Origin of the sequence: Parabacteroides caecihominis (genome assembly GCF_023656785.1) — a bacterium.
Lineage (GTDB): Bacteria > Bacteroidota > Bacteroidia > Bacteroidales > Tannerellaceae > Parabacteroides > Parabacteroides segnis.
This window is the reverse complement of record NZ_JAMOKS010000001.1, coordinates 107,376-128,700: the sequence shown is the minus strand read 5'-3', so window position 1 is coordinate 128,700 and position 21,325 is coordinate 107,376. Positions and strand designations below refer to the sequence as shown.

Genomic DNA, 21,325 nt, shown 5'->3' with positions numbered 1-21,325 from the left:
TAAATCATAAAAGCAGGTTATGAAAATAATAAAAGAAATATATGTAGCTGCATTTTTGTCTGTGTCTGTTTTCTCGTATGCACAGGATACAAAAATGGTAAACCGTGGATTTAATCTGTCTGTTCCCAGTGAAGAAAGTACGGCAGCTGTTTCCACAATATATATGGATGCCTCTAAAACGTCTGATATTAATCCAGCAAATTCCTTGTATGGAAGACTTCCCGGATTGATCAGTCTGCAAGGCTCGACTGTAGCATGGGATAATGATCCGACAATGTATGTGAGAGGTCTTGCCACGATGGGGACAGGAACTCCTTTGGTTCTAATCGACGGTTTTGAACGTCCCCTCAGTTCCTTGTCACAGGATGAGATAGAGAGTGTTACGGTTCTGAAAGATGCTGCATCACAGGCCTTGTATGGTGTACGGGGGGCAAACGGTGTCATTCTGGTGACTACCAAACGCGGTATTTTGGAAGGAATGAAAGTGCATGCTAGCTATCAGTTCGGGATAAATACTCCATTCCGTCTCCCCGATATGGCGGACGGATATACGTATGCATTGGCAATGAACGAAGCTTTACGGATGGACGGACTGTCCGCTTTGTATAGCAACTCTGATCTGGAAGCTTTCCGTACGGGTTCCAACCCGGAACTTTTCCCGAATGTGAACTGGAAGGATGAAGTCTTGAGAAATAAAGGGACGACTCATCAGTTTAATGCTTCTTTTACCGGGGGAGGAAAGAATGTGAGTTATTTTGCCGCAATCAATTACATCGGTGATAACGGTTTTATGAATGAGAACTATTTCAGTCCGGATTATTCCAGTCAGATGTCGTGGGATAAACTGAGTGCCAGGGCGAACCTCGATATTAATGCGACAAAACTCACGCTGGTAAAATTGAACTTGTTGGGTGAATTGTCGCAACATAATCGTCCGGCAACGGAGTATTCGACTTTGTTCCCGATGATCTACGATGTTCCGGCAGCGGCTTTCCCGGTAAAGACGAGTACTGGTGTATGGGGCGGCGATAATGTGCGCAAAAATCCTGTTGCAGAATCGGTGGCTAAAGGTTTTTCCGTTGGAAATGACCGGGCTTTATATGCCGACTTGCGGATTATCCAGGACCTGTCGGTTCTTACTTCCGGTTTGAGTGCAGAGCTTGCTATTGCTTATGATAACCGGGCCAGCTATTGGGATAATAAAACAAAGAATTATCTGTATGAAAGTTTGCAGCCGGTCAGGGATAACGGAGGTACTATTATCGATATAACCCGTACACGTTACGGACAGGAAACGGATTTGTCTTTCAGTTCCAGCTTGGGATATCAGAACCGTGTAACAACGTTTGAGGCAAAAGTCAATTACGAAAAAAACTGGCAGGATATGCATCAACTGAATGCTGCGGTCATTTACCATCAGGAAGAAAATTCCCTGAAAGGAATTAATAATACGTATAGACGGCAGAGTTATATAGGGAATGCAAGCTATGCTTATAAAAGCAAGTATCTGGCTGATCTAGTGTTGACTTATTCCGGGTCGAGTGTGTTGGGAAGTTCTGATAAGTATGCATTTTTTCCTGCTATTTCTGCTGGTTGGGTCATTTCTTCCGAAGACTTTATGAAAGAAGTTACAGCGATAGATTATCTGAAAGCAAGGGCTTCGTGGGGTATTACCGGAAGTGATCGCTTTGCTTATGATTATGATAAATATTATTTCAAAACGGGCATCAGCTCCTATTTTTTTGGAGATAATAATAACTCTGTATCCGGTAATGGCGAGTTTCGTTTGCCTAATTTGAAATTGAAGCCGGAAACAGCCTATAAGTTTAACTTCGGCATCGATATGGAAGTATTCAAGCGGTTGTCTTTATCAGCGGATGTCTTTTATGAAAAGCGGACGAATATTCTGGTGAACTCATCTGCTATTTACTCTTCCGTGTTGGGAGTCAGCACACCGATTTTGAATGATGGCGAAGTTAAGAACTATGGATTTGAAGCCGGTCTTTCCTGGCGTGACCGTATCGGAGATTTCACCTATATGCTGGCTGGTAATTTCACTTTTGCCCGTAATGAGATTGTAAATATGGACGAAGGATATAAACCGTATGATTACCTGAAAAATACAGGAAACCGGATCGGGCAGTATTATGGTTTGGAGGCAATCGGCTTCTTTCAGGATGAGGCAGATATAGCGGGCAGTCCTGTACAATCTTTTTCCAATGTGGTTCCGGGCGATGTAAAGTATAAAGATCAGAATGGTGATAAGGTGATCGATGATTATGATAAGGTGGCTATCGGTTACAGTACTGTTTTGCCGGAAATTATGTACGGGTTTTCAATTGGATTAGGATATAAGAATGTGAGTTTGAAAGCAGATTTTCAGGGAGTAGCTAACTATACGTTAGTTAGAAATATGTCAAGTATGTACCGTCCTTTGGTCGGTAATAAGAACGTCTCTCAACATTATCTGGAAAATCGCTGGACACCGGAGAATACCAATGCCCGGTATCCGCGTCTGACAACTAAACAGAATGATAATAATTTCAGGGAAAGTTCTATCTGGGCTGAAAACGGCAATTTCCTGAAACTGAGAAATGTGGAGTTGGCCTATACTTTACCTAAATCATGGGTAAACAAGATCAGACTCAGCAATATCAACCTGTTTGCCAGAGGTATGAATCTGTTTTCATTTGACCATGTGAAAGATATGGACCCGGAGCAAATGTATGCTACCTATCCATCTTTCAGATCATATAACATTGGATTAACTCTTGATTTTTAAAAATAGACATTATGAATAAGAAAATATTATCTGCCATATTTGCTTTTGCAGTGTGTATGTCTTCCTGCAATTATCTGGATTATAATGAATCGTCCGGATTTGACAAAGAAGATATGTTCACCTATTTTGAAAGAGCAAAAGGTATGCTTACCACCGTATATTCATATTTACCCGCCGATTTCGGTAATTTTGACGGAGCGACCCGGGCAGCGGCGACCGATGAAGCGGAATATGCTTGGAATACATCGGGCATCATCCGGTATAATAACGGTTCGTGGAGTCCTATCCTGACAATCGATAATGTGTGGGGCACTTACTATACCGCAATCCGTTCTGCTAATATGTTTCTGAATAATTATCAGGAAGACTTTACCAATATTGAATGGAATGATAATTATGAGACTTTGATGCAGCAATATCAGTATTATCCGTATGAAGCTCGTTTTTTACGTGCCTTCTACTATTTCGAGTTGGCCAAACGGTATAAGAACGTCCCGCTGATTACGGAATGCCTGGAACTCGATGAGGCGAATAGCGTGACTCCTTCTGATTTTGATAAAGTGATTGATTTTATTGTCAGTGAATGCGATGAGATCATGGATAAGCTGCCTGTATCCTATAAAGATGTGCCGGGATATGAAACGGGCCGTATCACCCAGGGAGCCGTGATGGCCTTGAAATCAAGAACGTTACTGTATGCAGCCAGCCCTTTATATGCCGGGACGGCTGGTCAGGAAAAATGGATTGCAGCGGCTAAAGCGGCCAAACAACTGATCGATAAGGTTGAATCGGACGGGCGGTATCAACTGGTAGATGAACAAATATGGAATAATCTGGCTTCCAAAGAACTGATTCTGGAAACGCGCAGAGGTAATTCAAATGATTTCGAAAAACTGAATTTCCCTATCGGTTATGAGGGAGGAAACTCCGGAACCTGTCCTACACAAAATTTAGTGGATGCTTTTGAAATGAAGGATGGAAGCCGGTTCGACTGGGGAAACCAGGAACATATCGATAATATGTACAATCCGGAAAAGAGGGATCCCCGCTTGTTTAAGACTGTTCTGACGAACGGTTCTACTTTCAAGAATGCAACTGTTGAGACTTTTGTAGGAGGTAAGAACGGAGCGCCTTTGGATGGTGCGACACCGACAGGCTATTATTTGAAGAAATATGTTGTCGAAACAATCAGTTTGAATCCGAACAATACGACTACCGAGCGTCATGTCTGGGTACTTTTCAGATATGCGGAGATTTTATTGAACTATGCGGAAGCTCTTTATGAGGCCTACGGCAATCCGGACTATACGGATAATACGTTTACGTTATCTCCACGGGCGGCCATCGACAAAGTCAGGGCTCGTGCCGGAATGCCGGGAGTTGCTTCGGATGATTTTCTTGAACGGATCAGGAATGAGCGCCGGGTAGAACTTGCTTTTGAAGACCATCGGTTCTGGGATGTCAGAAGATGGAAAATCGCTCCTCAGACAATGGATATTTATGGGGTGAAGATTGAGAAACAGAACGACGGGTTGATTTATACACGTCAGCTTGTTGACAAGCGCACATGGAGTGACAAAATGTATCTGTATCCTGTATCCAATGAAGAATTGTTTAAAAATCCACTTTTGAAACAAAATCCTGATTGGTAAGAATAAAATGAGCAGAGAAGCCACTCTAAACCTGTTTGCGGTGGCTTCTCTTTATAATACCTCGATTTAGAAACAATAGAACTTTAGAAAATGAAAATGTACACTTTCGTACTGGCATTGTTATTATGTGCCTGTACCTCAACACAGCGAACCTTTTATGTGGATAGCATAACCGGAGATGACGCGAATGAAGGGTCTTCACCGACAGAAGCTTGGAAGAGTCTCGATAAATTGAACAAACAAGTCTTTGAACCGGGTGATAAGATTTTATTTAAATCGGGGACTGAATATGTCGGTCAGTTTGAACCGAAAGGTAGCGGGAGCGAAGGAAAACCGGTGATGGTCGATAAATATGGAGACGGAGGGAAGCCTATCTTGCATGGAGACGGTCAGAAACAACATACGATACTGCTGGAAGGACTTGAGTATTGGGAACTGAATAATCTGGAAGTTACCAATAAAGGGGAAAAACCGGATCCCGGTAGAAATGGTATTATTATTTATGCTTGGGATAAAGGCGATGTGCATCATATCCATTTGAAGAATCTGACTGTCAGGGATGTGAACGGGAGCTGTATAAAGAATGAAGGAGCCGGAAACGGAATTTACTGGCATAACGGGGGAGATGAAGTGCCGACCCGTTTTGTTGATTTACTGATAGAGAACTGCCATATTTACCGTTGCCAACGGAATGGAATAACCGGTAATGGTAATAGTGACCGTGATAAATGGTTTCCCAGTCTGAATGTCGTTATCAGGGGGAACCTGATCGAGCAGGTTCCGGGAGACGGGATTGTTCCTATAGCCTGCGACGGTGCATTGGTTGAACATAATATAGTAAGGGATAGTCCGGATCTTCTGCGGATAGAAGATGCCGCTGCCGGTATCTGGCCCTGGGGTTGTGATAACACGATTATCCAGTTTAATGAGGTAAGCGGACAGAATGCCAAATGGGACGGGCAGGCTTTCGATTCGGATTACAATTGCCGTAATACCGTTATCCAATACAATTTCAGCCATGATAATGCCGGAGGTTTTGTGATGGTGTGTAACGAGGGTAATACTTTGGGTAAACCTTATAATATAGGAACGGAAAATACGATAATCCGTCATAATGTAAGTATCAACGACGGTTTGCGTGCTTATCCGACACGTCCCGGCTGGTTCTCTCCGGTTATACATATTTCCGGACCGGCTAAACAGACCGCTATTGAAGAAAATGTGATTGTTATTATGAAAAAGCCTTCACCGGAGATAGACCGTTCGGTACTTATCATGGATAACTGGGGAGGGCCCTGGCCGGAAAATACGGTGTTCAATAAAAATATTTTTTATGTAATAAACGATGATCTGGAATATAAGTTCATAACAGGTGGTAGTAAAGCCACTCAGTTTGATGGAAATGTCTTTTACGGTAATTTTATAAATAAACCGGATGATCGGAATGCTATCGAAAAAGAACCGGATTTTACTTCCGGATTTCCTTTTCATGAGAATTTCCCTGACTACTTGAGGGAGAAAGTGATTAAAAGGTTAAAACAACAATAGGGAGTGTTGTTTAAAAGAGAGTGAATTCCTTGAAGGATATTAGAATTCACTCTCTTTTTTATTCTATTCTGACAACGCCTCCAATATCTGTCTTCTTGTTTCCCGGAAATGATCTCCTTCCGTGTCGTAAAGTGTCCAGTGGAATACTGTCAGGCGGCAAAGTTCTTTGGCCAGTTCGGGATTTTTCTTTTCCAGCATCTTTAATAACGTGTAATCAGCGATGCCGTCACGCATGGCTTCCAGGCGGATGGAACCATATAATTTTCCGTTATCCGGATAAACTATCCAGCTATCTCCGCCGGGTAATGTGTTTCCGCTTTCCGTATTCATTCTGGTTGTTTCCGTATAAGGATCATCATCAGAGAACCATTGATTGAATCCCCAGTGCAGATAACCGGTTGCACCGTATTTGAAGTTCAGCCAATGGATTAACCGGGTTTTGATAAGAGGCTGTTCCAGGAACCGGTTGGCAAAATCTCCTTGGGGAGCCAGGCACGTGTAAAACCATACCTCGTCGCCTTTCTTCTGCCGATCGCAATAGAAATCATATCCGTCTTTGTAATAATTCAGCTGAGGAACCCATATATCCAGCGTGTTTTCCAAATCATGTGAGTGACAAGCCTCGATGATTTTGATTTCCGGAGCCTGCTGTTTGACGAATCGGGCAATTTCGACATAACTTTTTATATTCGAACTGATTGGCTCGTCTGCAATATGTTGCGCATAGATTTCTCCCATTTTATGCTCTTTTAAATGAGCCATCAGGCTGGGGATAAATTGCTTGTAAAAGTTTTGTGCTTTTTCGGAAGCCATCGGGTATTGGACCATTATCTTTTTCCCGTCTTTATATTCGGGTATATACGGTTCGAATTGGCTGTCCCAGTTACCGGAACGCCCGGCAATATGTCCTCCCTCGATCATCTTCAATACGCCGGCCTCTTTGAATATCGAGATCATTTTATCGAATTGGGTATAGTCGAATGCATAAACTCCGTCCTTTTCGATAAACTCGATGTATTGCAGCGGGGAGATAAGTATTACATTGGAATAGCATTCCTTTAGTTTCAGGGCCAATTCTTTGATCATCTCCCAGTAAGCGGGAGAGTAAAGTTCTACATCCTTGCCTCCGTTGAATGTTTTCATTTTTTGAGGAGATGTTCTGAACCAATTGGTTACCCATAAAGAAGGTTCTTCCATAACGACCGGATATACCTTTATTTGAATCTCTTTTTCCAGCCGGAAGTTTTTATTGGCGGTTTTTCCGGTTAGGCGGAAGGTTGCTTTATAGACTCCGGGAGTGGCATCCGACGGGATAGCGGCGGTCAACCAGATAGGTTGTGCCATATCGCGGTCGACATTCCACTGGTCTTTTTCAATGATGGGGTCCGGATAATAACGGGATAAAGACGGGATTGCGTCTTTGGCCCGGTCGGGTGTTTGACGGCTGACCCGTACATAATCGACAAATCCGGGACGTACGGCCGGTAAGGTTGCTCCCTCTTCGTTTGTGAAAGGGGAAACTTCTATGGAGAGGTCTTTTAATGCGGCCGCACTACGGATAGCAAATTGAAATGTAGCATGTTCTCCGGCTGCCGCTACTTCCGTCTCGTTATATTCGGGAAAGAAGTTTGATTCCTTGAATATTTTCAGGAAAGGATCAACTCGTTCAAAACTGATAATATCTTCTGTGTTTGAAGAATTTGTACATGCAACCAACATAATACAAAATAGCAGATAAGTAAGATGTTTCATGGTATATAGTTTTTAAACTTATGATTGATACAGAAATGGAGAAAACTCAGTAAGGATTCTCACGAATACTTACTGAGTTAATTGAGTTATCGATGTATGCTGAGAAACTTTATTCCAATGCCGATGAACTAGCCGTTGTTGGCCAATACGGATTCTGATAGAGATAAGTACCCTCCAGGGTTCCGTCCGGCGAAGCCAGTGTCATATCCAATACGGATATCGGAGACAGATAATAGGCTTTCTGCCATTGGTAACCGTTCCATACCTCGTTGTTTTCCTTAATCACCCGGTACGGACGCAAATACTTGCTGTCGTTACGGTTGGAAACGTTGGCGGAAGAAAGACCGTCGGCCTGTTCGATCAAACCGGATTCGGAAGTGATGTTTCCGGCCTCGTCTACTTTCAGGTAGGCCCTGTTCTTGTATAGTTCAGTCCAGAAATTCACGCCTTCGGGAATATAGGTTCCCATATTTTCCGTAAACAGGGCGTCAAATGATCTCCAACGTAACAAATCTCTCTGTCTGAAACCTTCGCCGATAAATTCGCAACGACGTTCACGGCGTATATTATATAAGGTTTCATCCACTTTCTGAGAGCCGGAATAAACACCCCAGTCGGGTTCTTTGGAGAGATCGGTAGCCGCAATCGTTTTGCTGAAATCCGGATCTACGCCTGCGCGTTCACGTATCTGTCGCCAATAAGTAGCAGCCGTATTGTCTATTGATCCGTTTTTCACGTAAGAAGCCTCGATATAGTTCAGGTAAGCTTCAGCGGCACGGGCAACAATCAAACCGTTCGTACCGCGGATACCACTTCTGATCTGGGTCATATCATAGCAATAATGTTTGCGGATGCGGAAACCGGTACGGTCGCGGTGTTCCGTCAACCCGATTACGGTGGGTGCATCGTAGTAACCGATCGAATCTTCGCTAGACAATGCAGTCGTTTCCCCGAAGAGGAACAATTGCAGACGGCCGTCGCGATTTGTTTTCTGTTCATCGATACTTACATCACCTTTATAACCGGAGTTTGCCGCATAAATAGGCAAGCCGTTTTCCATCAGGTAGGCATCGACATAACTTTTAGTCATACCGTTGTTACCACCTTGTTGAATATAAGGCATATATCCGTGTGTCACACTCAGGTCTGCATCGAACTGTCTCCATAAGATCACTTCATTTACCGAACTTGGGTCCGGCATACTGAACATCTCGAAGTATGGATTCCAGCCGTATAGCTGGTTGACCGCCGGGTTTTCTACCTGGGAATTCTGAACCAGAGAAAGATTATCAGCAACTTCTTTTGCCGCATTCATTGCTTCGGTCAGGAAAAAGTTGATTTCGCTGTCGATATTGAATGATTTTCCCTGATTGTATGACATGGTAGCTCCCGGCCATCCCTGTTCACCCGGAACACGTGGTGTGCCTTGATGGTATTTCTCGAATGTACCTTCAAATAAGGCTACTCTCGATTTCGTCAACAAGGCAAGTTCCCGGTTGATGCGTACCTTATTATAAGCACTTCCTGTTTTCAACATGGAGATGGCCTTGTCGAGGTCTTCCAGGATGAAACGGGCTACTTCATTACGCGGGGCGCGTTTGCTGGCCTCTACCAGTTCTTCTGTCCGGTCGGGATATACTTGCGTAATGATCGGGAAGTCGCCATAGGTAGTCATACGATCAAAATAAACAAGGGCACGCATGTAATAGATCTCGCCGATATAGTGTTTTATATCTTCTTCGGCACCAGTGATCACACCTGCTTCATATTTCGGCAATACGGTTTCCAGGAAATAGTTCATAGCACGGATCAGGCTGAAATCGATTTTCGAGCTTGAAGGAACCAACCAGCGTCCGGGAGCATAGTAATTCGTGTTCGCTTCACCTACAACCATATTATCCGTATCGCCGTCGGCGTTGATAGGACCGGCATTATATCCGCCGGCATAGTTGGCAATGATCGTTGTATAATAATTCACGGCATACGCGGCCAATTCCTCTGCTGAATTGAAATATTGCTCCGGCGTAATGCTTGAGACTGGTTTTCTGTCCAGGAAATCGTTGCAGGCCGGCATAACCAGTCCTATGGTTGCAACCATCGAACAGATACATATATTTTTTAAATTCAGTTTCATATAATTGATAATATTTAGAAGTTAACATTCAAACCTACAGATATTGTACGTGACAATGGATACAGTTTACCGTCACCCCAGTCACCACCCAATGTTTCGGGATCGAATACCCCTGTGATATCGGAGATAGTCAATAAATTGTCACCGGATAAGTACACGCGTACAGAAGACATTCCTGCCTTTGAAGACCATTGTTTCGGTAACGTATATCCTATTTGTAAATTCTTCATTCGGATATAAGCTGCATTTTGTAAATAACGAGTCTGTCTGTATTGGTTTTTGCCTCCGTTAAAGCTGGCTCGCGGATAATAAGCGTTCAGGTTAGCACCGAGCGCATCATCTTCGCCACGCCAGAAATCCCAATGTTCTGTAAATCCGGCAGATTGCCACATACCTCCGTTTGCTCCCCAGAAATACGGACCGTCCAGCCAATAATCGCGTTTACCGATACCCTGGAAGAAGACAGAGAAATCAATGCCTCTCCAAGCAGCATCCAACGTCAAACCGAAATTATAACGAGGCGTGCTGTTACCGATTACTTTCATATCCCCCGGGTTGTCTACTGTATTGGCACCGTTATTTATCACACCGTCGCCATTCAGGTCGGCATACATGATATCACCGGCACTCCAGCTGGAACCCCAACTCGGTTTGTTATTAACCAGATGTGCGTCCATCTCGGCCTGTGTCTGTGCAATTCCGACTGTCGTATATCCCCAGAGTTCATTCAGCTTCTTCCCGCCATAATGACCGGAAGCCAATGTTTTCGACTCGTTCGGATAATTCATGATTTCCTGTTGTGCATCGGATAAGACGAATCTGACACCATAGCTGAAATCGCGGATGCGGTCTCTCCAGGAGAGTTCCACTTCAAAACCGTAGGATTTCATATCCGAGTTATTGATCTTCGGAGCAGCAGCACCTAAAACGGAAGGTAATTCGGGAGCCGGACCGATCATATCATACGTGTAACGTGTAAAATAGTCAAACGAACCTGTCAAGCGGTTACTCAGTAAAGACCAGTCTAATCCGACATCCCATGATTCGATTGTTTCCCATGTTTTCAAAGAGCTCACGATACCCGGTAGACCGGCAAGGTTCGGTTTTGTGCCACCTACCAACCAGGAACCGTTAGCCGTGCTTGTCGGCATTGTCTGATAGAAAGGATACCAGGCATCATTTGTATTGGTGTTTCCTAACTGTCCCCAGGAACCTCTCAGCTTCAATGTACTGAAGATATCAGCCAAATCACCGAAGAATGCTTCACGTGCGATGTTCCAACCGGCAGAGAATGACGGGAAGAATCCCCAACGTTTATCATCGATAAAACGGGATGAACCGTCATAACGTCCGTTCAGTTCGACCATATAACGGTCTTCGTAATTATAGTTGATACGACCGAAGAAACCAGCTACGGAGTTTTCGGCACGACCACCGCTCACTTTCTGTTCGCTTGTAGTCTGACCGAGATAAGGCGTTTCTGCTGAAATCAGTTTATCACCCTGACCGGAAGTAGAGTCATACTTAGTCAACTCGGCATTAAAACCGACCATGGCTTTAATGAAATGCCCGTTGAACGTTTTCGAATAGTCGGTATAAATATTAGTCGTGAAATAATCTTCTTTATAGCGATATTCGTACACACGGCTGGCACCCGGAGAATAGGAGGCTCCTCCATCCCAACTGATATAATAAGGACTTCCGTCTGCATAATGAGCCGATACCGGTAAAACCGCATAATGCTGGTTATTAGTATAGGTACGCATATTTCCGTCGGCGTGGATGAACCAGTCTTTTACCGGTTCGAACACAAAACCTAACTGCTGGGTGTAATAATTCTTCTGGTGCGTTTGAGTACCTCCGTCTTGCATCTGAAGTAATTCCATACCGTCTGTCAGGTAACCGTTGTCATCATACACCGGACAAGTCGGCCAGCGACGTGCGATATTATGGAAGAACAATCCCGTCATATAAGTCGGGCGGTCGTAATCTTCGCGTGTCCATTTATTGGTATAGTTCATTGTTGCCCAGTCTGTCAGTTTAGCGGAAATCTTCGCATCCATCGTATAACGGTTGAATTTGTCTTTTCCGTAACGGATCAAACCGTTCTGGTTCATAAAGCTACCGCTTACACGGTAAGTAACTTTTTCACTACCTCCGCTGACACTCAGATTATGTTCATGCGAAGGAGCCCAGTTGCGATAAACTTCTCCAAACCAGTTTGTATTGGCATTTGCACCTGCATACATATTCCATTTTCCCTGCGAGTTGGGAGTGGAAACCGTTGATATCTTCCCTGCCTGGTAATCGACAATACGCTGCATTACTTCGGCACTGAAAACGGCACTTTGACCGGCATTTGCCGCTGCTGCATTAAAATATTGTGCGAACTGATAAGAATCCATCATTTCAGGAATCTGCAAAGCATCTGTAAAACGGACGTTACCGGAATAGCTGACATTTGTTTTTCCGGCTTTACCGCCTTTGGTTGTGATCATGATAACACCGAACGATGCACGTGCTCCGTAAATAGAAGCGGATGCCGCATCCTTCAAAACTGAAATTGATTCGATATCGTTCGGGTTGATCGCATTCATGTTTCCTTCGATACCGTCGATCAGGATGAGCGGGGCTGATCCTGAACCGTCGCCAATCGTACCGGTACCACGGATATTTACATTCATTGTATTATCCAGCGAACCGCCACCACTGTTTACGGAGAAGTTCAGACCCGGAACAACTCCCTGTAAGGCTTGGGAGACGTTCTGAACTGGTCTTGATTCGATAACTTCTGCATTAACCATGCTGACAGATCCTGTCAGGTTTACTTTCTTTTGCGTACCGAACCCTACAACTACCACCTCATCCAGTGTTTGGGTGTCTTCTTTTAATTGTACTTTGATAGGGCTTTGGCCGGTGTACTTAATTTCCTGTGGTGTATAACCGATGAAGGAGACTTGTATCACATCTCCTCTTTTGACATTGGAAAGGCTAAAATTTCCGTTCATGTCTGTGACGGTTCCGTTTGTGGTTCCTTTTACTACAACAGAGGCCCCGGTAACAGGCCCGAACTCATCTTCGATAGTTCCTGTGATTTTTTCTGTTTGTTGTGTGATCGAAGTTCCAGTACTGACTTCAGAGGCGTGAACATTCCCTCCAAAAGAGAGAGCCAGCGAAAGTAGTATGAAACTAACTGTTTGCGTTTTTTTAAGCATAGTAGTACTTTTAATTTTGTTTAAATTAAAACGTTGTTAACTCTAAGGTAATCCCAAGCTTTTCAGCAGTTTACGCGTTAGCGCAGAGCATTTCACTTTTGTTTTTTGTATTAGTTCTGATAGAACTAATATCTTTTGGGCAGATTTGAAAAAGGGAAAATAACGCGTAAGCTGTTGTTTTTTTCAGTGTAGTAGAATGGCGGGGAGTATAGGTCTAATTTTTTAAGTGATATTTTAAATATATTCTATAATTATAGGAATAAATTGACGAAATATTGAAATACATGATAGAATATTAAAAAATATATTATATATTTGTAGCGAATATTTAAATAGTTCTATCAGAACTCAGGTCGTTTTTATACTTCTTTTATCTTTGTCTTTTTTATCTTTTTATTTTTTGTAAATATCTACATTTCAGTAAATTGGCTTTCCTTTTTTGGGATACTCCTTCTAATATGATCATATAGGGGAAAGATTATGTGCAGGCATCCGTCAGATAAGTTCTAAACTAAAGTACGTTATGAAAATAATTAGAGCATCAGTGAGGTAAATGTTATTTTGTTATTTGCTAAATTATAAAATATCGTCTTATACTGATATATCAAAATGATATTTTATCTCGTTGTAGTTGCGTTGTGTTGGGTAAAGGGCGGGGCGATTGAGTTTTATGCGATTGTCGGGATTTTGTGATATGACATAATGGTATGTTGTGCGTTGATTTGATGTTGTTATATATTATTCTTTCGCGTTTTAGTGTCAAAGTTTATGCTGTCAGGTTTGTTTGTGTTCATAATGTATTTTTAAAACGCTCTGTTATAATGTTGTTCCAGATCGTAAAACCTGTTGGATAACATCTATTTCCCACTTATAAAGTTGTAAACGACTATTCGTTTTGACTATAATTAACATTTTTCTTGTTTAAAACAAATTAACAATCCGTTTAAAACGAAAAAAAATTCGTTTTAAACGAGTTTGGAAAAATGATTAGGAAAAGTAGGAAATCTATTTGAAGAAGAAAACTGTTAATATATATTTATTTTGATGTGCTAGAATGATTACTTGGCTTGGTTGTGCAGTTATATAAATAGGCTTAATATGCTATTTGAGTCATAAAATGATCTTTTTAGCTATCGTTTTGTTATTTATGCTTTTTCATGCAATGATATTGAAGGCCAATAAACTTTTTAATGTGAGCAAAAATTCGTAATATTGCTTATTACTAACTTTAATACATAAGGTTATGGAAAAGAAAGCATTTAGAAAACGGATGATAACTCCGAAACATCTCTCAATCGCTGTTTGTGTATTGATTATTTTGGGGTTATTTTATTTGAATAATCTTCCTTGGTTTACTTATATTATAGTACTGGCACCGCTTATTATTGCCTTCCAGCCTTATTATGTAGATGACAAATATTTGACGCAAGGTAATTTCATCGCTGTCCCAGTTGAATCCATTGATAAGATATTAGTAAAAGAATCTGGCAGTGTGGTGGTCTATTACAGCAGACCTTATAAAGACAAGGAGTACACCAACACGGTCTATCCGGTCGATACCGAAGGATTTGTGGCTGCTTTACAACAAGTAAATGAAGAAATGACTATCTTGCGCGAAAATTCGTAAAATGGATAGAGTCTTTAAATCTAAGATCGGCTGGTGGTATCATTTATTGATCATTGTGCTGGCAGTATTGTGTGTAATATCTGTGTTACATCAGAATGTAGCGGCTATTGTTACATCGTTGGTTGCCAGTGCATTGACGTTGCATGTATTTTTTAATACCTATTATGTGATTACGGCAGACGGAATGTTGCTGCTCCGTTGCGGCTTCTTTCCTAAAAAAGAGATTGCCATCGCTGATATAGAGGCGTTACAACCTTCCATTCTGCCTGTATTTAGTTATTCCTTATCGTTGGACAGAATCGTTATCTGGAAAGAAGGAAAAATGTGGATGTTGATATCTCCGCAAAACGAGAAAGAGTTTGTGAAGCTGTTGAAGAAAATTAATCCGGATATTCAGATCAAGAGTAATGAAGGATTGTTATGAAAGCGAAATTTAAAAAAGATTTCAGTCACAAGGCGATATGGTTTCCTATTGTCTTATTTTCTGTTTTTTTATTGTTAGTCTTACTTTGTGTGGCGTTGACTTCACTCAGATTTGCATACTGTGGAGGATTATTAGGTTGTTTGCCTTTTATGATAGTGGCCTATTTGAAACCTTATGAGCTGACCGATATAAATGTACTTCAAGGAAACGGAACGATTCAGGTAGATCAGATTTACCGTATTCAAGAAATCAATAAAGGGATCAGGGTATTCTATACTTGGCCAGGAGGTAAGGCTGAACGGAAACGTTTCTTTGCTGTGAAAGATATCGATACTTTTATATCAACTTTATTAGAAATAAATCCAAATATAAAACTTAATTAAATCTGAAAACATGAAATACGACGTTGCTATAATCGGGGGAGGACCTGCCGGTTATACGGCTGCTGAGAGAGCGGCTGCCAGTGGACTATCCACTGTGTTGTTTGAAAAAAATGCCTTGGGAGGTGTCTGCCTCAATGAAGGCTGTGTTCCCACAAAAACATTGCTTTATTCGGCTAAAGTGTATGATACTATTAAACATGCACAGAAATATGCTGTTAAAGCGGAGAATCCTACATTTGATTTTCCTAAAATTATTGCCCGTAAAAATAAGGTGGTGAAAAAGCTGACTGCCGGTATCCGAATGAAAATGACGGAACATGGGGTTGTTGTCGTCAACGGAGAGGCTGAAATTAAAGGGCGTGCTGCTGACGGAACTATCACTATCGCCTGTGGTGAAGAAACTTATGAGGCAGCCAACCTGTTACTGTGTACCGGCTCTGAAACGGTGATCCCACCGATCCCCGGCCTGGCAGAAACTGAGTACTGGACGAGCCGTGAAGCATTGCAGACAAAAGAGCTTCCCGCATCCCTCGTTATTATCGGTGGCGGCGTGATTGGTATGGAGTTTGCCTCTTTTTTCAATAGCATGGGAACGGAGGTACATGTGGTAGAAATGCTGGACAAAATATTAGGTCCGATGGATAAGGAATTATCCGATATGCTTCAGGCTGAATATGCAAAAAGAGGTATCAAATTCTATCTGAGTCATAAAGTGACAGCTGTTCATAATGGCGAAGTCACCGTTGAGAAAGACGGGGAGAGCTTTGTCATCAATGGAGAAAAAGTATTGTTAAGCGTTGGCCGCCATCCGGTAACCAAAGGTTTCGGACTGGAAACGTTGGGTGTCGAGCCTTTCCGGAACGGTATAAAAGTGAATCAATACATGCAGACTTCTTTGCCGAACGTATATGCTTGTGGTGATATCACCGCCTTCTCTTTGCTTGCCCATACCGCTGTAAGTGAGGCGGAAGTCGCCGTGAAACATATTCAGGGAAAAGCCGGTGGCGGAATGAGCTATAAAGCAATCCCGGGTGTTGTCTATACAAATCCGGAGATTGCCGGTGTAGGTAAAACTGAAGAAGAATTGCAGGCGGAAGGAATCCCTTATACGGTAAAGAAGTTGCCGATGGCTTTTTCCGGTCGTTTCGTGGCAGAAAATGAGCAAGGAAACGGTGTCTGCAAGCTGATCCTGGCCGAAGATGAAACGGTGATTGGCGCTCATTTGCTGGGAAATCCAGCTTCTGAACTGATCGTGATAGCAGGTCTTGCCATCGAGAAAGGCATGAAAGCCGAAGAGCTTAAATCAATCGTATTCCCGCATCCTACTGTCGGAGAGATAATCAAAGAAGCACTTTATTGATTTAAATCTCTATCTTTGCAAAGCTAAATCGCAGCGCATGGATATGTTTGAAGGGTATGTAGGCATTCGTTTATGGGACGGGCAGCTGGTGGATGATGTGATCTTCTCGCTGCTTTTGTCCCTGCTGATTGCCTTTGCTATTATATTTCGCTCTAATTTTCAGCATTTTGTAAAGATGCTGAAAGATGTCGTGTATCTGAAGGAGCGGCAAAACCTGTTTGACGAAACCATCGGTAAAAGTGGTTCTTTCTTCCGTAATTTTATGACTTTTCAGGCTTTGTTTCTTTGCAGTATTGCCTTGTTTGCCATTGCCCGGGCAAGAGGGATGGTCAATCATCTGGAAGAAAAGGAGGTACTCTTTGCCATTCTGATTATTTTTTCAGTATTATTTCTGTTTTACCAGTTCAAACAGTTGAGTTATTATCTGTTAGGCTTTGTCTTTTCGCCCCCCGATAAATATAAATTCTGGAAGAAGAATTATAATGCAATTATGGGGTCCTGGGGGATGTTATTATATATTCCGGTCGTATGGTTGATGTTCGTAGGAAGTAAAACATTAGCTCCCGTAATATTGTTTTGTATTTTCTATTTTTTGTGTCGTTTTGTAATAATTTATAAGACAATACGGATATTTCACAAGAATAATGTCGGTTTTTTATATATTAGTTTGTACCTTTGCACCCAAGAAATCCTACCCCTCATATTTTTGTATGAAGGTATGATTTTTTTGTATAACTTTATTGAGACGAGTACTCTATGGCATTGAACATCAAAAAGTTGCTGGTATCACAACCGAAGCCTGCATCCGAGAAGTCACCGTATTTCGACATTGCGGAGAAATATGGGGTCGAGATCGACTTCCGTCCTTTTATCAAAGTAGAAGCTCTTTCTTCCAAAGAGTTTAGACAGCAGAGAATTTCTATTCTGGACTATACGGCAGTAATATTTACCGCCCGTACAGCTATTGACCACTTTTTTCATTTATGTGAAGAACTACGTGTAGCCATTCCGGAAACAATGAAATATTTCTGTATGACAGAAGCTGTTGCAGTTTATCTTCAGAAGTATATCGTGTACAGAAAACGTAAAATCTTTTTTAGCCAGACCGGAAAGCCTGAAGATCTGGTGACTGTTATCGGAAAGCATGCGAAAGAAAAATATCTGGTGCCTGTATCCGATGTGCACAAAGATGATCTGTTGGCTATGTTGGAAGCTAAGAAAATCAACTACACAAAAGCTGTAATGTATAGAACGGTCAGTAACGAATTTGCGAAAGACGAGAAATTCGATTACGATATGTTGGTCTTCTTCAGCCCTTCAGGAATCTCTTCATTATTGAAGAACTTCCCGAACTTTAAACAGGAAGATATAAAGATCGGCTGCTTTGGCCCTACGACAGCGAAGGCTGTGAAGGACGCCGGACTCCGGTTGGATGTGGAAGCACCTACTCCCGAGGCTCCGTCGATGACGGCTGCTCTGGATTTGTATCTGAAGAAAGAGTTGGGTGGAAACAAAAAGAATGGAAAATAAAAGGTATACCCTTTCTAAAGAAGAGCGCCTGTCGTGGAAACGTTACATTGACCTGTTATTTGAAAAAGGACAATCGTTTGTGGCGTTTCCACTGCGGGTTGTTTATTTACCGCTGGAGGAAGAGATGTCTGCTCCTGTCTCTATCCTGATCAGCGTCCCCAAGAAGAAATTCAAACGCGCCGTAAAACGGAACCTGATCAAGCGTCAGGTGCGTGAAGCCTACCGGGTGCGTAAATACGATCTGATCGATCCGTTGACAGAAAAAAACAAGCGCATGCTTATTGCCTTCCTCTATCTGGATAAGGAAATCCATCCTTTTACCGATATGGAGAAAGCGATGACAAAAGCAATCAGGATATTGCGCGACAAGGAATAATGAAGAAATTCTTTACAACACTTCTCCTGTTGCCGGTTTATTTCTATAAATATTGTATCTCACCTATGACACCGGCTTCGTGCAGGTACACACCTACTTGTTCCGAATATGCTGTGCAGGCACTGAAAAAACACGGTCCCATAAAAGGTCTTTATCTGGCTGTCAAACGGCTGCTCCGATGCCATCCCTGGGGCGGAAGCGGATATGATCCGGTGCCGTAAAATCATTTCCCAGTTTCTTATTTTACTTCAAATTCTTTGTTGAAAGAGACTATCTTCCGGTCATCTGTTATCACGTCGATGAGCAGGCGGTATTTTCCCGGTTGTGACGGGGCTTTGATATGCTTTTCGGGTTGTTTGTCTGTGATGGTTAGTCCGAAGGGATAAACCGTCTCTCCCTGTGATCCGTCTTCATACGTCCGGGGAGTTTTTAATGTTTCGATTGCGATTGCTCCGTTGGGGGTGTTGTAAATTGTACTGCGTGAATCTTTCGGCTCGATCAGTTCGATAGATTTGATATCTCCAGCATTCCATTGCAGGATATGTTCAATGTTCCCGAAGACCGGTTCGCCATTTACGACGATATTCAAAGGAGTGTTTCCTCCGCTTAAAGAACTGTATTTTGCCGATTTCCAGACGATAGTCAGTTCGTTGTACTCTCTTTCCATTTTTTCTCTGTCTTTAGGTTCCTGGATGGCTGCGGCTTTCTGTAATAATCCGACTTCTCCGCTCCCGCTCCCTTTGCTCATTATCAAGCTGATTTTTGTAAACCGATTCAACAGGGAACGTATGCTTTGACCGGAGCGTTGGGCTAATGTCTCTTCATCGATATAATTATTCGGATTCCGGTTCATTTCCCGGAAGTCTACCTTCTTATGGGTTTGTACGGTTACATTGTCGATATGATAAACACGTTGTTCATTTTCATCAATGCTATACCGGATACTGGTATCACCCAGGATAATATCTGTCTGTAACCGGGTTTTCAGGAACAGCGGGTTCGGTATGTTGATTTCAGGATATGTCTCTTCCGATAAGGTGAACGAACAGTCTGTCTTTTTTCCTTTATTGTTTTTGCCGGTCAGCAGGAATCCGGTGCCGTCCGGGTAATTGTCGACCGGAAGAATAAAGTTACCCTCCTTATCAATCTCGCCGGTATAAAAAGAAAAGTCCTTTGTGTTTTGCACATCGATCAGTCCGGGACCGAAAGGCTTGTCTTTATCTTTCCAGGCTTTTCCCGATAGAAAAAGCCCGTCTTCGATAGGGTATTGATAAGCTATTCCTTCTTTTAATATGGTTTCAGGTGCGAAAAGAACAAACCGGGCTATATATAGCCAATGGTTTAATTCCGTATTCAGTTCCTCTGTCTGTTGACTGTTTATAAATGGAAAACGAACCGGCGAAATAATATCTCCACCGAGCCATAAAGCCGGGTAGGCTTGTGTGGCTAGCAGGTCATGCTGTCGGGCTATCCGGACGAAGACAGAACTATTCTGTGGGGTATCCAGCTGAAACTTCAGGAAATCTTGCGGGGAGACAGTCGTCTGTGGTAATAAGCAGTTGAATATGATCTGTTTTTCTTCCGGGCTTTCTTGCCATAAAATGCGTTCACTTAACAAATTGAATGCGCTGTCCGTCAAAAAAAGAGCAAGTGCTCCTGTCGGATAATCGGATAAGTCGACGGCTGCTATCTTTTGTTCGGCATGGAAGGGGATTTCCTGTAGTCCTTTGCCGGAATGATATAGGAACAACCGGTAATGGCTCCCTTCTTCATTTGACAGGATACGGCATGACAGGCGTTTTCTGTTTATGACAGCCTGTAAGGTGGCTTCTGCCGGATTCAAATTCAATGGGAAGGTAAAGAAACGCCCGTCATATTCTGCCTGTAACTGATATTGTTTATCTGTTTCCGGTTGGAATGTGAGTTTCCCTAATCCGTTTTCAGAAACTGGAATATGATGTATTATCGTATCATTTTTCTCATCGAGAAGGAATGCCTGGGTAGTGGAAACAGGGAAACCGTCATCATCAGTTAGCTGAAACACTGCATTTTGTTGGAATCCATTCACGAATCTGCCTCCTTCCGGAAAGAAGTGACTGTGTATTTCGCGGGCCGGCTTTTCTTTTTTCGGATGTGTTGCTCCCAGCAAGAATGGCACTATGGCAAAACTTTCCGTTGAATAGTTCTGCATCAGCCGGGTGTATGCCCGCAGATAACAGATATTTGATCTCCATTCAGGCGAAGTCGGGATAGCGGTATAAAAATATCCCTTTTCGTCGCATGTTATTTTTTGTCTGAGTAGGAGAGAATCTTTCTGGTCGATGCATTCCAGATAAACGTATCGGCTATATGGCTGGTACTCCGGATTACCCGGTGCGAACAGTTGTCCGCTGACTGATAATGTATCGCCCGGCATACAACTTTCTTTAGCAGGGGCCACAAAAATTTGTTCTGTATGGAAGACTTGGGCAAAACTGTGTTGCAGGCAAAACAGGCAGATCAGTGTCAATACGGATTGGCATATATTCAAGCGTTTCATAAG

15 protein-coding genes are annotated in these 21,325 nt (G+C 42.6%); 11 read left to right on the top strand and 4 right to left on the bottom strand.

What is annotated here, in order from left to right:
* The first annotated feature begins 19 nt into the window (after nucleotides 1-19).
* The 3 genes from NBH14_RS00330 (at nucleotide 20) to NBH14_RS00320 (ending at nucleotide 5,982) form a co-directional block, all read left to right on the top strand.
* Nucleotides 20-2,782 carry a SusC/RagA family TonB-linked outer membrane protein gene (locus NBH14_RS00330; RefSeq protein WP_186957879.1) on the top strand — a complete coding sequence of 921 codons (2,763 nt, stop codon included), beginning with the start codon at nucleotides 20-22 and terminating at the stop codon, nucleotides 2,780-2,782.
* 11 nt (nucleotides 2,783-2,793) lie between these two features.
* The gene (locus NBH14_RS00325; RefSeq protein ID WP_186957878.1) at nucleotides 2,794-4,434 is read left to right on the top strand and encodes a RagB/SusD family nutrient uptake outer membrane protein; all 1,641 of its coding nucleotides are present in this window, start codon (nucleotides 2,794-2,796) and stop codon (nucleotides 4,432-4,434) included.
* 90 nt (nucleotides 4,435-4,524) lie between these two features.
* Nucleotides 4,525-5,982 carry a right-handed parallel beta-helix repeat-containing protein gene (locus NBH14_RS00320; RefSeq protein WP_186957877.1) on the top strand — a complete coding sequence of 486 codons (1,458 nt, stop codon included), beginning with the start codon at nucleotides 4,525-4,527 and terminating at the stop codon, nucleotides 5,980-5,982.
* 63 nt (nucleotides 5,983-6,045) lie between these two features.
* On the opposite strand, the gene NBH14_RS00315 is transcribed toward NBH14_RS00320, so the two are convergent.
* The 3 genes from NBH14_RS00315 to NBH14_RS00305 form a co-directional block, all read right to left on the bottom strand.
* Nucleotides 6,046-7,734 carry a DUF4091 domain-containing protein gene (locus NBH14_RS00315; protein WP_186957876.1) on the bottom strand — a complete coding sequence of 563 codons (1,689 nt, stop codon included), beginning with the start codon at nucleotides 7,732-7,734 and terminating at the stop codon, nucleotides 6,046-6,048.
* Between the two features lie 109 nt (nucleotides 7,735-7,843).
* The gene (locus tag NBH14_RS00310) at nucleotides 7,844-9,868 is read right to left on the bottom strand and encodes a RagB/SusD family nutrient uptake outer membrane protein (RefSeq protein WP_186957875.1); all 2,025 of its coding nucleotides are present in this window, start codon (nucleotides 9,866-9,868) and stop codon (nucleotides 7,844-7,846) included.
* Between the two features lie 14 nt (nucleotides 9,869-9,882).
* On the bottom strand, nucleotides 9,883-13,083 hold the full coding sequence (locus NBH14_RS00305) for a SusC/RagA family TonB-linked outer membrane protein (RefSeq protein WP_186957874.1): 3,201 nt from the start codon (nucleotides 13,081-13,083) through the stop codon (nucleotides 9,883-9,885).
* Nucleotides 13,084-14,326: 1,243 nt separating this feature from the next.
* Here NBH14_RS00305 and NBH14_RS00300 point away from each other — a divergent pair.
* The 8 genes from NBH14_RS00300 to yidD are packed head-to-tail and all read left to right on the top strand — an operon-like array spanning nucleotide 14,327 to nucleotide 19,004.
* Complete coding sequence (locus NBH14_RS00300; RefSeq protein WP_186957873.1) at nucleotides 14,327-14,710, top strand: hypothetical protein; 384 nt, start codon at nucleotides 14,327-14,329, stop codon at nucleotides 14,708-14,710.
* 1 nt (nucleotide 14,711) lies between these two features.
* Complete coding sequence (locus NBH14_RS00295) at nucleotides 14,712-15,134, top strand: PH domain-containing protein (RefSeq protein WP_186957872.1); 423 nt, start codon at nucleotides 14,712-14,714, stop codon at nucleotides 15,132-15,134.
* Nucleotides 15,131-15,517 (top strand): hypothetical protein, encoded by a 387-nt coding sequence (locus NBH14_RS00290; protein ID WP_186957871.1) that lies wholly within the window; start codon nucleotides 15,131-15,133, stop codon nucleotides 15,515-15,517. The genes NBH14_RS00295 and NBH14_RS00290 overlap by 4 nt, the downstream gene beginning before the upstream one ends.
* 10 nt (nucleotides 15,518-15,527) lie before the next feature.
* Nucleotides 15,528-16,877 (top strand): dihydrolipoyl dehydrogenase, encoded by a 1,350-nt coding sequence (gene lpdA / locus NBH14_RS00285; RefSeq protein ID WP_186957870.1) that lies wholly within the window; start codon nucleotides 15,528-15,530, stop codon nucleotides 16,875-16,877.
* 37 nt (nucleotides 16,878-16,914) lie between these two features.
* A complete protein-coding gene (locus NBH14_RS00280; RefSeq protein WP_186957869.1) occupies nucleotides 16,915-17,643 on the top strand; it encodes a DUF4271 domain-containing protein in 729 nt (242 codons plus the stop codon).
* Nucleotides 17,640-18,407: a uroporphyrinogen-III synthase gene (locus tag NBH14_RS00275; protein WP_044215119.1), complete on the top strand. Its 768-nt coding sequence runs from the start codon at nucleotides 17,640-17,642 to the stop codon at nucleotides 18,405-18,407. Before NBH14_RS00280 ends, NBH14_RS00275 begins: the two co-directional genes overlap by 4 nt.
* Complete coding sequence (gene rnpA, locus NBH14_RS00270) at nucleotides 18,397-18,783, top strand: ribonuclease P protein component (RefSeq protein WP_046145890.1); 387 nt, start codon at nucleotides 18,397-18,399, stop codon at nucleotides 18,781-18,783. The genes NBH14_RS00275 and rnpA overlap by 11 nt, the downstream gene beginning before the upstream one ends.
* Nucleotides 18,783-19,004, top strand: coding sequence for a membrane protein insertion efficiency factor YidD (yidD, locus tag NBH14_RS00265; RefSeq protein WP_009860402.1), 222 nt, complete (start codon nucleotides 18,783-18,785; stop codon nucleotides 19,002-19,004). Before rnpA ends, yidD begins: the two co-directional genes overlap by 1 nt.
* 17 nt (nucleotides 19,005-19,021) lie before the next feature.
* Here the strand turns inward: yidD and NBH14_RS00260 are convergent, their stop codons facing one another.
* On the bottom strand, nucleotides 19,022-21,322 hold the full coding sequence (locus NBH14_RS00260) for a hypothetical protein (RefSeq protein WP_186957868.1): 2,301 nt from the start codon (nucleotides 21,320-21,322) through the stop codon (nucleotides 19,022-19,024).
* Nucleotides 21,323-21,325: the final 3 nt, after the last annotated feature.

Bases quoted from the DNA above. Each gene is read 5' to 3' on its own strand.
- NBH14_RS00330 (WP_186957879.1), top strand. From the start codon at position 20: ATGAAAATAATAAAAGAAATATATGTAGCTGCATTTTTGTCTGTGTCT.
- NBH14_RS00325 (WP_186957878.1), top strand. From the start codon at position 2,794: ATGAATAAGAAAATATTATCTGCCATATTTGCTTTTGCAGTGTGTATG.
- NBH14_RS00320 (WP_186957877.1), top strand. From the start codon at position 4,525: ATGAAAATGTACACTTTCGTACTGGCATTGTTATTATGTGCCTGTACC.
- NBH14_RS00315 (WP_186957876.1), bottom strand. From the start codon at position 7,734: ATGAAACATCTTACTTATCTGCTATTTTGTATTATGTTGGTTGCATGT.
- NBH14_RS00310 (WP_186957875.1), bottom strand. From the start codon at position 9,868: ATGAAACTGAATTTAAAAAATATATGTATCTGTTCGATGGTTGCAACC.
- NBH14_RS00305 (WP_186957874.1), bottom strand. From the start codon at position 13,083: ATGCTTAAAAAAACGCAAACAGTTAGTTTCATACTACTTTCGCTGGCT.
- NBH14_RS00300 (WP_186957873.1), top strand. From the start codon at position 14,327: ATGGAAAAGAAAGCATTTAGAAAACGGATGATAACTCCGAAACATCTC.
- NBH14_RS00295 (WP_186957872.1), top strand. From the start codon at position 14,712: ATGGATAGAGTCTTTAAATCTAAGATCGGCTGGTGGTATCATTTATTG.
- NBH14_RS00290 (WP_186957871.1), top strand. From the start codon at position 15,131: ATGAAAGCGAAATTTAAAAAAGATTTCAGTCACAAGGCGATATGGTTT.
- lpdA (WP_186957870.1), top strand. From the start codon at position 15,528: ATGAAATACGACGTTGCTATAATCGGGGGAGGACCTGCCGGTTATACG.
- NBH14_RS00280 (WP_186957869.1), top strand. From the start codon at position 16,915: ATGGATATGTTTGAAGGGTATGTAGGCATTCGTTTATGGGACGGGCAG.
- rnpA (WP_046145890.1), top strand. From the start codon at position 18,397: ATGGAAAATAAAAGGTATACCCTTTCTAAAGAAGAGCGCCTGTCGTGG.
- yidD (WP_009860402.1), top strand. From the start codon at position 18,783: ATGAAGAAATTCTTTACAACACTTCTCCTGTTGCCGGTTTATTTCTAT.
- NBH14_RS00260 (WP_186957868.1), bottom strand. From the start codon at position 21,322: ATGAAACGCTTGAATATATGCCAATCCGTATTGACACTGATCTGCCTG.